The organism is Lonepinella sp. BR2357, assembly GCF_051851525.1.
Taxonomy (GTDB): Bacteria; Pseudomonadota; Gammaproteobacteria; order Enterobacterales; family Pasteurellaceae; genus Lonepinella.
This window is the reverse complement of record NZ_JBPDVG010000020.1, coordinates 1-12236: the sequence shown is the minus strand read 5'-3', so window position 1 is coordinate 12236 and position 12236 is coordinate 1. Positions and strand designations below refer to the sequence as shown.

General features: G+C 40.1%; 14 protein-coding genes. 1 reads left to right on the top strand and 13 read right to left on the bottom strand.

Going from position 1 to position 12236, the window contains the following annotated elements:
• Positions 1–177 precede the first annotated feature (177 nt).
• The 3 genes from lolA to lrp are packed head-to-tail and all read right to left on the bottom strand — an operon-like array spanning position 178 to position 4061.
• Entirely contained in the window at positions 178–807 is a 630-nt protein-coding gene (gene lolA, locus ACTG7L_RS10640; protein ID WP_439328514.1) for an outer membrane lipoprotein chaperone LolA, read from the bottom strand.
• Between the two features lie 13 nt (positions 808–820).
• A complete protein-coding gene (locus tag ACTG7L_RS10635) occupies positions 821–3580 on the bottom strand; it encodes a DNA translocase FtsK (RefSeq protein ID WP_439328513.1) in 2760 nt (919 codons plus the stop codon).
• Position 3581: 1 nt separating this feature from the next.
• Positions 3582–4061: a leucine-responsive transcriptional regulator Lrp gene (gene lrp, locus ACTG7L_RS10630; RefSeq protein ID WP_386686649.1), complete on the bottom strand. Its 480-nt coding sequence runs from the start codon at positions 4059–4061 to the stop codon at positions 3582–3584.
• 203 nt (positions 4062–4264) lie between these two features.
• Between lrp and ACTG7L_RS10625 the strand changes: the two genes are divergently transcribed.
• Positions 4265–4609: a SirB2 family protein gene (locus ACTG7L_RS10625; protein ID WP_439328512.1), complete on the top strand. Its 345-nt coding sequence runs from the start codon at positions 4265–4267 to the stop codon at positions 4607–4609.
• 71 nt (positions 4610–4680) lie between these two features.
• On the opposite strand, the gene yciH is transcribed toward ACTG7L_RS10625, so the two are convergent.
• The 10 genes from yciH to ACTG7L_RS10575 all read right to left on the bottom strand — a co-directional run bounded on the left by yciH (position 4681) and on the right by ACTG7L_RS10575 (position 12061).
• Positions 4681–4995 (bottom strand): stress response translation initiation inhibitor YciH, encoded by a 315-nt coding sequence (gene yciH / locus ACTG7L_RS10620; protein ID WP_439328511.1) that lies wholly within the window; start codon positions 4993–4995, stop codon positions 4681–4683.
• Positions 4995–5693, bottom strand: a complete 699-nt coding sequence (gene pyrF / locus ACTG7L_RS10615) for an orotidine-5'-phosphate decarboxylase (protein ID WP_439240699.1) — start codon at positions 5691–5693, stop codon at positions 4995–4997. The genes yciH and pyrF overlap by 1 nt, the downstream gene beginning before the upstream one ends.
• Before the next feature lie 34 nt (positions 5694–5727).
• On the bottom strand, positions 5728–6921 hold the full coding sequence (lapB, locus tag ACTG7L_RS10610; protein WP_439240701.1) for a lipopolysaccharide assembly protein LapB: 1194 nt from the start codon (positions 6919–6921) through the stop codon (positions 5728–5730).
• Between the two features lie 2 nt (positions 6922–6923).
• On the bottom strand, positions 6924–7217 hold the full coding sequence (locus ACTG7L_RS10605; RefSeq protein WP_439240704.1) for a LapA family protein: 294 nt from the start codon (positions 7215–7217) through the stop codon (positions 6924–6926).
• Between the two features lie 123 nt (positions 7218–7340).
• A complete protein-coding gene (locus tag ACTG7L_RS10600; RefSeq protein WP_439240707.1) occupies positions 7341–7622 on the bottom strand; it encodes an integration host factor subunit beta in 282 nt (93 codons plus the stop codon).
• A 164-nt stretch (positions 7623–7786) separates the two neighbouring features.
• The gene (gene rpsA, locus ACTG7L_RS10595) at positions 7787–9436 is read right to left on the bottom strand and encodes a 30S ribosomal protein S1 (protein ID WP_439328510.1); all 1650 of its coding nucleotides are present in this window, start codon (positions 9434–9436) and stop codon (positions 7787–7789) included.
• A 108-nt stretch (positions 9437–9544) separates the two neighbouring features.
• Complete coding sequence (gene cmk, locus ACTG7L_RS10590; RefSeq protein WP_439328509.1) at positions 9545–10222, bottom strand: (d)CMP kinase; 678 nt, start codon at positions 10220–10222, stop codon at positions 9545–9547.
• A 117-nt stretch (positions 10223–10339) separates the two neighbouring features.
• Positions 10340–10876: a hypothetical protein gene (locus ACTG7L_RS10585; protein ID WP_439328508.1), complete on the bottom strand. Its 537-nt coding sequence runs from the start codon at positions 10874–10876 to the stop codon at positions 10340–10342.
• A gap of 8 nt (positions 10877–10884) precedes the next feature.
• Positions 10885–11295, bottom strand: coding sequence for a hypothetical protein (locus ACTG7L_RS10580; protein WP_439328507.1), 411 nt, complete (start codon positions 11293–11295; stop codon positions 10885–10887).
• A 1-nt stretch (position 11296) separates the two neighbouring features.
• Positions 11297–12061, bottom strand: coding sequence for a hypothetical protein (locus ACTG7L_RS10575; protein ID WP_439328506.1), 765 nt, complete (start codon positions 12059–12061; stop codon positions 11297–11299).
• Positions 12062–12236 lie beyond the last annotated feature (175 nt).

Here is a 12236-nt window from a genome sequence, read left to right as displayed (position 1 = left end):
TCCCTCTCCCTTTGGGAGTGGGGACAGAATGAGGGATGATTTCATTTTATTATTTACCCTAACATGTTCCCTCTCCCTTTGGGAGTGGGGACAGAATGAGGGATGATTTCATTTTATTATTTACCCTAACATGTTCCCTCTCCCTTTGGGAGAGGGCTAGGGTGAGGGTATAAAGTCTTATTTTTTCTTTTTATTCCGTTGATCATCAAATTCAGCCCCTTTCGGTACGCTGAATTGGAACACCGTATCAGCAATATTATCATTACGAATATTGCGTAAAATATAAAGATTGGATTGGCCATCTTTTTCAATGGTACTAAATCCTTTCAATATGCCATTTCCATCAATTCGCACATCAAATTGTTTAATATTGCTATTTTTCGCTTTCGGTTTTAACACAAAAGTATCGGCATTTTGCACCACCGTATATTGTTGCCAATGGCTGTTATCATTGCTGGTTAATAACACAAACGGCGTATTATTCACGGCTTCAGTAACCCAATTAGCGGTCACTTGTTCCACAAAAGGATCGTAGAACCACAAGGTTTTACCGTCAGAAATAATTTGGCTTTCTTGCGGTGCTTGGGTATCCATACGGAATAAATTTGGGCGTTTAATTTGCAATTTACCCGAACCCTGTTGCACTTGTTTACCATTGGCAGAACTCACATTTTGATTAAATTCGGCACTGAACATTTGCACTTTTTGCAAACGTGATTGTAATTCACTCGCCGCGTCCGCCAATGCAAAAGGCGTCGCCAAGGCAAAAGCCAACAGTGCGGTGATTTTTTGTGATATTTTTTTCATTTTACTTTCCTTTTTAATAATCCGGCGTGCGTGCCAATAATTCACGTTTACCGTTACGCATTTCGGATACAATACCTTGTTCTTCCAGTTGATCCATTAAATTTGCCGCACGGTTAAAACCAATTTTTAAACGACGTTGAATAAATGACGTAGAGGTCATGCCTGTATTCACCACGATCTCAACGGCTTTGTCAAACAAGGGATCCAATTCTTCGCTACTGGTAGCAAATCCGTCATCCTCACCGCCCTCATTATCCTCAGCACTTTCTAAAATCGACGAAATATAATTCGGTTTACCTCTGGCTCGCCAGTCATCAGCGACACGAGACACTTCATCATCCGACATATAGGCGCCATGTACACGCACTAAATCCGTGGTGCCATTCCCCAAATAAAGCATATCTCCCATACCCAACAACGCCTCTGCACCATTTTGATCGAGAATCGTACGAGAGTCATTACGTTGCACCACGGTAAAGGCAATACGGCTTGGAATATTGGATTTAATCAATCCCGTAATCACATCCACTGATGGGCGTTGGGTGGCCAAAATCACATGAATCCCCACGGCACGGGCTTTTTGGGTTAAACGAGCAATTAATTCTTCGATCTGTTTACCCACTTGCATCATTAAATCGGCAAATTCATCCACTATGACAACGATATAGTTCATTCGTTCTAATAATGGGGCTGTGCTGTCTAACGTATCACCCGGTTTCCAAAGCGGATCGGGAATGCCGATACCTTGTTCACGGTAGCTATCAAGGCGTTCATTAAAGCCCTCAATATTTCGCACTCGTAGTTGTGACAACAGTTGATAACGACGTTCCATTTCATCCACACACCAACGCAACGCATTAGCGGCTTTTTTCATGTCCGTCACGACTTCGGTTAATAAATGCGGAATATCGTTATAGATGGACAATTCTACCACTTTTGGATCGATCATAATAAATTTGACTTCTTCCGGTTTCACACGGAAAAGCAAACTTAAAATCATGGTGTTAATCCCAACCGATTTTCCTGACCCCGTAGAACCCGCCACCAATAAATGTGGCGTTTTGGCTAAATCAATCACAATCGGCGTGCCGCTAATATCTTTGCCTAATGCCATAGGTAATAAGGCTTTGCTATTACGAAACTCGTCGCTGTCTAGCACATCTCGTAATGGTACGATCTGGCGTTTTTCGTTAGGGGTTTCAATACCAATATAAGGTTTACCCGGAATACTTTCCGTGACCCGAATGGCTTTAAACATCAATGCACGAGCCAAATCCGTATCAATTCGACTGACGGCGGAGGCTTTGACACCCGGTAATAATTCCAGTTCATAACGCGTGACCACTGGCCCGACTAACACATCTTTGACCGTGGCTTTGATTTTAAAATTCTGTAATTGTTGCTCAATCCGTTTTGAGGTATCGAAAATTTGTTGTTCCGAAATATCTTGGGCTTGTATCACCCGTTTATCTAACAAATCTAACAAAGGTAAATCGGTAGTGGGTTTTTCTTTAGGCGTATGATCGCCATATAATTCCACCAATTTATCAATCGGAATCGTACGCAAACCATTTTGCATTTTTTCTTCTTCAGCTTCTTCTGTCTCTTCTACTTCAATAGAAATATCATCAGGCTGATTCGCTAAATGCACGCTTAATTGTTGAGCCTGCTCTAAACGTTGCCGTTCTTTTTCTGCCTCTTGTTGAGCAAACTGTTCGGCTAATTCGGCAGAAAGATCGTCTAATCCCTCATTTTCAATTGGCATTAACGGTTTCGCTGGTGTCAGCTTAACTTCTGGTATCACCGGTGTCGGCGTTTCTTGCGGCAATGTCACATTTAATCCATTTTCCGTTAAGAAATCGGGTCGATTGATGTTGTCATCTTTTGTCACTTGGGAGGGTAATACAACATTGATCTCCGTTGTTTCTACACCATTCGGTTGGGCAATTTTCACTTCAGGTAAAGTTGGGTTTTCAAATTCAATCGGCTTAAATACATCATCTCCCACAAAACCCGCCGTGACGTCCTCGTACGCTGTTTGCGTATGTTGTGGATCCGTCACGCTTTCACCTAAACCCGAAATATGGATCGGTTGCACTGTTTCTATTTCAGTATTATCTTCCTCTTGAGGTGCCGAGGCTTGAACAGAAATGTCGTTCAGTTCTTCTTCATTTTCTGCGGTTATCTCCTCAACAGGCTCCTCATTTTTCACCGTTAACCAGTTATAAAAACGTACCACTAAACGAATCAAAGAGGCGCCAGAACAAAAAATGAACCCTAAAATACTGAACAGGACGCCAAACAGGAGTAAACCAAACTTACCCAATAATGGGAGCATATATTTCGCCAACACCCCACCCAGTACACCGCCGGCTAAATGGTCGCTCGTATGCGGGAGTAACATGGCAGACAATGCCGTCAAGCCAAGCATTAAAAGAACAAAACCAAACATACGTAAGGAAAAACGTGTCCAAGTCAGGCTATCTACTCGTTTAGTACGAATAAAATAAATCGGGGCAATACAGAGTAAGAAAGGTAATAAATGCCCCACATAGCCAAATAGCACAAAAAAGAGGTCAATCACCCAAGCGCCCAAACGCCCTGCTTTGTTGATCACCTCATCTTGATAGCTCACCACGGACCAAGCGTTATCAAAAGGGCTATAACTCGACCATGCAATAATCAAATAAAAGCCGAAAAGTGCGGTCAATCCAAATAAAACTTCCACCAAATAATGGGTTGGTGAAAAGCCGTCTGTTATTTTTCTAATCATATTATTTTAATTGTAAAAAATTGGTTTGTTTGACTTCTTCCATCACCACAAAGGTACGTGTATCATTCACACCGGGTAGGCGTAATAAGGTGGTGCCAAGTAATTTACGATAAGCGGACATATCCGCTACTCTGGTTTTAAGCAGATAGTCAAAATCGCCCGAGACCAGATAACATTCTTGAATATCATCCAATAATTGCACCGCATCATTAAATTCTTCAAATACATCAGGCTTGCCACGCACAAGCGTAATTTCCACAATCACTAACAAAGGGGCCTCTAATAATTCGGGATTGAGCAAAGCACGATAGCCCATAATAACGCCTTGTTTTTCTAAACGTTTTACACGCTCTAAACAAGGTGTTGGCGAAAGTCCTACTTTCTTAGATAAATCAATATTGGAGATTTTGCCATTACGCTGTAATTCATCTAGAATTTTAATATCAATGGCATCAAAAGGCTTAACTAATTTTTTATCCATATAAAGCTCCCCATAAAAAGAATAAAATACTGTCAATTAACAGTGAATGTCTTAATATAACAGTAAATTAAATAAAATTCAGTAAAAAATAACGCACTTTATGCTTTTTATTTGGTTTAATCAATAAATGGCTAAAGATCTCATTAACATTTGACCGTTTTTTATGCTTTCTCTATAATGGCCTTTTTATTTTGGAGTGAAAAATGGTACCTATTGTTATAAAAACACATATTGTGTTTGCTTATTTAAGTTTATTTTTATTAGTGATTCGTGGTGCAATGCAACTGTCTGGCAAAGATTGGCGTGCGGTAAAACCGCTCAAAATTCTACCGCACTTATCTGATACCGTATTATTGGTCACGGCAGCTTTTTTCTTTATCAGCTTTGGCTTTTCCATTTGGAAACTGGTGAAACTCGCTTGCTTTGTGGGCTATGTGTTCTGTGCGTTTAAATTCTTTAGTAAGAAAATCCAACAGCCAAAACCCGAGTTCTTCGTGGGTGCTGTCTTGTGCCTACTCGGCGCCATGTTCTTAGGCTACGGTCACTAGTATAACAAAACCGTACTTTTGTTCGGGAAATCCGATCAAAAGTGCGGTTATTTTTTTGCAGATTTTTTAACTTATCCACCGGCCAGTTTCACCACAAAGCCTTTGTGTTCCAACAGTTGTTTCAGCAAATCTCGTTTATCGCCTTGGATTTCAATATGTCCATCTTTCACGGATCCACCACAACCACAACGTTTCTTCAGTTCAGCTGTCATCTTTTTTAGATCATCATCTGATAAATCCAAGCCAGTAATCACACAAACGCCCGCCCCTTTACGGCCACTGGTTTGGCGTTGAATACGTACAACGCCATCCCCTTTTAGACGTTCAGCTTTAGGTTTATCCGCTTTAATCCGTCCGACTTCGGTGGAATAAACTAGCTCACTCATTACAAGTTTGCCAACGACGCATTAATAGCACGCAATACATCTGCCGGCTTATCTGCTTGGGTAATCGGACGACCAATCACTAAATAATCCGCCCCCGCGCCCACGGCCGCCGCAGGTGTCATGACACGGCGTTGATCACCAAATTCACTGCCCACAGGACGAATCCCTGGGGTGACTAATTTAAAATGCTCACCGCAGTTTTTGCGTAAAATTTCCACTTCTTGCGGTGAACAAACGACACCGTCTAAGCCTGCACGTTGGGTTAAATGGGCCAAGCGAATCACTTGTTCTAACGGCGAGGCGTTAATCCCAATTTGTAATAGATCCAAATCTTCCATACTGGTTAATACGGTCACGCCGATTAATAAGGGGGCATCTTTACCATAAGGTTCAAGAATATTTTTGGCCTCTTCCATCATACGCAAGCCACCACTGGCATGTAAATCCACCATCCACACACCTAAGTCAGCCGCTGAACGCACTGCTCGAGCCACGGTATTTGGAATATCGTGATATTTTAAATCTAAAAACACCTCAAACTTACGTTGATGTAATTGTTTCAGAAAATTGGTGCCTAAACTGGTAAACATTTCTTTACCTAATTTTAGGCGACAAAGAGACGGATCAATTTGATCCACCAAGTTTAACGCATCGGATTCATTTTCATAATCTAATGCCACAATAATTTTGCTATCCATATTCACTTCCTTACTTGATGAGTTGAATGCTTGATTAATTTGGAAATTCAATGCCACGAATTGGCTTAACCTTTTCCCACTGGCGACAAGATGGGCAACACCACATTAACTTATGGCTTTGATAGCCACAGTTAGTGCAACGATAATCAAAACCTTGTTTAATATGTTCGCCGACCATTTTATGCAATAACACTAGACTATCTTTAGCACGCCCTGTTTCTGCATCATCAATTTGATATTGAATAAAACGATGAAATAAAAACATATTCGGATTGGTGCCAATTTTTTGATAGACTTTGCTTTGTGCGGTGGCACGGCTATCTTTTTGTTCGATCACATCCGCTAAAGCTAAATCCACGCTGGCATTTGCACTAAGTTGGCTCGCTCGCACTAAAAAGAGTTCAAAATTGTCCAGTAAACCTAATTGCTGATAGCAATCTTTGAGCTGGGGTAACACTTCCCCCACATAATCCGCATTTTGATTCAGCACATTTTCTAAAATTTTCACCGCACTTTTGAAATCGTTTTGCTGAATATACCATTTCCCCAACATCATGGACGCACGCACACAATTAGGCGATACGGCTAAGGCTTGCTCGAGTAAACCTTTCGGATTTTCTTTGCTGTCTGCCGGTAATAAATTCGCATACTCACAATAAAATTGTGCCAATTCAATATTATCCGTTTTAGGCTCAATTTTCGCTAATTTTTCCGCCACGTTAATGGCTTTTTTCCATTCTTTGGTTTTTTGATAAATAATGGCTAATTGTTGCAATGCCCCACTGGCAAATTCAGGTTCATCCACCAACACAATATACAAATTTTCTGCCCGATCAAAAAAACCCACGGACATAAAATCTTTGGCTAATTGCTGTTTCGCTAATAATTTCTGCTCAAAAGAATAATTAGGGCTACGATCTAAGGCTTGATGAATACGTAAGGCACGATCCACTTCACCACGAGAGCGAAATAAGTTGCCTAAAGTGAGTTCAGCCTCAAATTGGGAGCGGTGTTCAATATCGTTTTCGGTTTCTTGCTTTTGCAGCATTTCTAAAAACAAATCCACCGCTTTTTCGGTTTGATTGGATAATAAAAAATTCATCCCTGTGACATAGTCTCGGGAGAATTTATTACTCACTTCTTCCTGATCTTTTTTGGCACTACGATGCCCCATATACCAACCATAAGCGGCGGCAATCGGCAAGAGCAGGAAAAGTAATTCAATCATGCTTATTCAGCCTTTTTCAGACTTGATGTCAACTCGTTAATTTGTTGAGTTTGGCGTTTAATTTGACGAGATAAAGCCATATTTTTGATTTTAATACGCAGATAAAAAATTCCCGTAATTAACCAGCCAAGAATTAAACCTAAACCAAATAATATCGCTACTAAAGTTGAAAGTTTAAACTCATTTTCAGCCACAATATAGTTAAAGGTAATCACTTGATCGTTATTCGCCCCTACCGTAATCGCAACCAAAATCACCGCAATCACGACCACCAATCCTAAAAGGTATTTAAACATGATACTTCCCCCTGATATAAATACTCGAGTTAAAAACGCATTTACCTGTATTATGCCAAAAATCACTACAAAAAACGACACATAAATTGTGTCGTTTTAATATATTTACGCCGAGCAATCAAATTATTGATCAACACGCTCTTTTAATTCTTTACCTACTTTAAAGTGCGGTACACATTTTGCTTGTAATTTCACACTTTCGCCCGTTTTTGGATTACGTCCTACTCTTGGTTGACGGCAATGCAATGAAAAGCTACCAAAACCACGCACTTCAATACGATTACCATTTTCTAAGGTTTGCGAAAGCTGTTCTAAAATCTCTTTTACTGAATTTTCAACGGTTTTCACTGCAAGAGATGGGTGTTTTTCAATTAATGTGTCGATAAGTTCTGATTTGGTTGTCATAATTTATTCCTTGTTTTTGAGCCAATAAAACAACGTAATTATTCTAAATTAAAATACATACGTGGTTTTACTGTTCCCTTAGAAACGAAAAAGTGCGGTGCAAAATACTTAATTTTTTAATCACTGGCGTGCCTAAACACGCCAGTTTTATTTATGCGAATAAATTATTCGCCTTTCGCTTGTGCAAATGCGGCTGCCATTGCGTTAGGAATAGCCACTTCTTCTTGTTTGCTATTTACGCTTGCTACGGCTGCAGCTTCTTCAGCTTGATCTTTCGCTTTCACAGACAAGTGAACGATACGAGATTTACGATCGACGCCTGTGTATTTGGCTTCAACCACATCACCTGCTGCCACTTCGCTTGTTAAGTCTGCTGCACGGATATAGCCTTCAACGCCACCGGCTAATTCAACTTTGGCACCTTTGCTGTCAGCTTCAACAACAGTTGCTGATAATACAGCACCTTTTTTGTTGATTGCCACAAAGTTGTTGAACGGATCTTCTTCTAATTGTTTGATACCTAAAGAGATACGTTCTTTGGCTGAATCAACTTGTAACACAACGGCTGCGACTTCGTCACCTTTTTTGTATTGACGAACGGCTTCTTCACCTTGTACATTCCAAGAAATGTCAGATAAGTGAACTAAACCATCGATACCACCTTCAAGACCGATGAAGATACCGAAATCAGTGATAGATTTGATTTTACCTTCAACTTTGTCGCCTTTGTTGTGCGTATCAGCGAATTGTAACCACGGGTTTGGTTTGCATTGTTTTAAGCCTAAAGAAATACGACGACGTTCTTCATCAATTTCTAACACCATCACTTCAACTACATCACCTAAGCTAACCACTTTAGATGGGTGAATGTTTTTATTCGTCCAATCCATTTCTGAAACGTGAACTAAACCTTCAACACCGTCTAAAATTTCCACGAAACAACCGTAGTCGGTTAAGTTAGTCACTTTACCGGTTAATTTGCTGTTTACTGGGTGATTTTCAGCGATTGCCGCCCAAGGATCTTGACCTAATTGTTTTAAGCCTAAAGACACACGAGTACGATCTTTGTCGAATTTTAATACTTTAACCGTGATTTCATCACCAACATTAACAATTTCGCCTGGGTGTTTAACACGTTTCCAAGCCATATCAGTGATGTGTAATAAACCATCCACACCGCCTAAGTCAACGAATGCACCGTACTCAGTTAAGTTTTTAACCACACCTTTAACTTCAGCACCTTCGGAAAGATTCGCTAATACTTCATCACGATCTTGATTGCTTTCAGATTCGATCACTGCACGACGTGAAACCACCACGTTGTTACGTTTTTGATCTAATTTGATCACTTTGAATTCTACTTCTTTACCGAGTAAATGATCTGCATCACGAGTTGGACGAGTATCTACTAATGAACCTGGTAAGAACGCACGCACACCGTTTAATTCAACCGTGAAACCGCCTTTTACTTTACCATTCACTAAACCGATCACGCTGGCTTGTGCTTCGAATGCTTTTTCTAATTCGATCCAAGATTCGTGACGTACTGCTTTCTCACGAGAAAGTTTAGTTTCACCGTAACCGTCTTCAACTGCATCTAATGCAACGTTTACTACGTCGCCAATTTTAACCTCAACTTCACCTTGAGCATTAGTGAACTCTTCAGCTGGAATACGAGCTTCAGATTTTAAACCTGCATCCACGTAAACAAAGCCTTTTTCGATAGCAACAACTGTACCGCTAACGATAGAGCCTAAACGAGTTTCAAGGTTATTTAATGATTCTTCAAAGAGTTGAGCGAAAGATTCTGACATAATTAATCTTCTTTAATAAGTTAATAACATCCACTTTTTAATCCATAATAAGTGGGGTTGATAATAATAGTCTATCCGTCCTTGAATAAACCGAAAAAATATTTGAAATTAGCTTTTCACTTTCAGTGCAATATAATCTAGAGCTTGCTGAATCACTTCATCAATGGACAATTCCGTACTGTCTAACAACAAGGCATCATCCGCTGGTTTCAGTGGAGCAACCGCTCGATTTCTATCTCGAAAGTCCCGATCTTGAATCTCGGCTAAAATCTGTGCAAAGTTACCATTAATTCCTTTATTTTGCAACTGTTTAAATCGTCTTTTTGCTCTTTCTTCTGCACTAGCATCTAAAAATAGCTTCACTTGGGCATCAGGGAACACCACCGTCCCCATATCTCGTCCATCGGCGATCAAGCCTTTCCCTTGTTGAGCAAAGTCTTGTTGCAACTGCAAAAGTGCGGTGCGAACTTGCGGAAAAATTGCCACTTTAGAGGCAGCCTCAGCGACTTCCTGCGTTCTAATCTGACCACTGACATTTTCATCATTCAACAAAATACTCACTTCACCCTTTTCAGGTAAAAACTGCACTCTCAAATGACGAGCCAATTCAGCTAATGCCAATTCATCATCTAATTGCACCGCACTTTTCAGTGCTGCCAATGCTGTGACACGATAAATCGCCCCACTATCCAACAACGCAAAGCCCAATTTTTCCGCTAGGGCATAACAAAGCGTGCCTTTGCCTGCACCGCTCGGACCATCTACGGTGATAATTATATTTCCCATGGTTCACTTTCCTGTCTGAAATAACTGCATTCATTATCTGCCATTTCACTGCGAATCTCAAGGCGAGAACCAAAAAACAAGGGCGTATTTTTTACTGATACGCCCTTTGTTCAATTACTAAACTCTATTTTCCCGCCGATCTTTACAATCCTGTTTAATATTTTCGACAAATATGTTGAGAGAAGCTGGTGAGCTTTGTGCAAGTTTTTCATAATGTGCTTGATAAAGTTTAACCAAATTTTCACTAGTATACTCTACGCTATAATGTTTGGTGGGATCTATAATACGACCATATTTCGATAAAAGAAGACTTGGATCCTCATCATATATCAATCTTCGCAAAGCAGTGAAATTATTCATATCTGTGTAATACAATTTAAGACCTTGACATTCCACTGGATACTCTATTTTAGAGCTAGATGTGCCGACAAAACTCGAGGCAACCACCACCGTGGCGGCAACCACGGCGGTGATAATTTTATGCTGACTGACAAGGTTGACCAATTTGCGTAACAAATTATTGGTTTCCGCCGATTGTTTCACTTGAGTAACCACGGGCGTGAAAATGCCTTTCAGTTTTTCCAACAGCTTTTGGAACGTTTCCGATTGCATAAACTTCTCTAGCCATTGTTTAAATTGCGTGAATTTTTCCATTTTTTCTCCTAATCTAATTTTTGGTAATGATTCACACGAACACCCAACTTATCAAAGGCTTGTTCCACAACCGAACAAGGATGTGCCTCAAAAATTTCGCTTTCTTTGGCTTTAATCAGGTTGACTTTTTCCTGTTCTACCTGATTAAAATCTGTCACGCCCTGTTCTGCCACAAACGCCAACAATTTGCCTGCACATTGTTCATTGTAGGTTTGTTTCAGCTTATCAGGTTGATTCACAAACTCTTGCACCATTTGCTGTTCTTTTTCTTTCAACACTTCATTACGCAACCAACAAACGGAATATTCCCGTTTATCCGTGGCACAATCTTTTTCGGTGTTGGCTAACTCTTCAAAAGAAAGTTTTCGTAATTCGGCAATGCCTATTTGGGCATATTTAAGATAAAGTGCCTTATCCATTTCATTTTTTTTCAGAAATATGCTCTTTGCCACTCAAATAATCATCAAATGTCGTTTTCCCATCAAGACTAAAAAAACGATGGACTTTCTCATTAGGCACTAATTCTCTCACTGCTTGTTGCCACGGCAATTTGTCGTATTCCTCTGCACGTTTTTTAAGATCGTTGATAATCGTTTGAGTTGATTGAGAAATTTCCTTTGGTTTTTTTATGTCTTTACATTGATCTAGCAAATCATATGCCACTTCACTTCTTGGATGGTCAGTAAAAAATTTCTGTATTTGCGAACCATCCAAAAACCATTTCAGTTCCTCACTCTGGTTATTATACGCAAGACTACCCAATTCCGAACCACAATCCCCCTCATATTTAGTCGGCTCTTTCAAAAAAGTGAGTTGAGCATTCGCCGCATTCACACAATTTTGATCAAATTTGACAAACTGTTGTTTAAATTGCTGGACTAACTTTTCTCCTGCCTCTTCTGGCGTTTTCGCCCCGCCTAGTTTTTGTATTGTAAAGCCATTCAGGCTTCCCCCTCTTGGTTTTTTTGCCTTGTCGATCATAACGTCACACAATCTAAGCGTTAAACTGCGTTCATCAGGATATTGCAAATAATAATCCGTAGATTCCACCGTTTGTGGCAACCCAAAATTGACAGTTTGTTCTTCACCGCCACCGCAAGCGGTTAAGCCGGCACTGATCATCAGGGAAAGCATAAGTGATGTTTGAACACGGTGGTGTTTTAAAGTTGATAGTTTTTTTAACATAATTGAATCCTGTTTTCTCAATGGCGATTAATTTAATTTATTCACATAATCCACTTCTAGCCCCAATTTTTTTAAGGCACTTTCGGCAACATTACAAGGATAGGTTTGATAAATTTGCTCTTTCTTCTCTCTCAACTGTTGAATTTGCTGGCCAGAAAGATCTTCAGAACGTTTA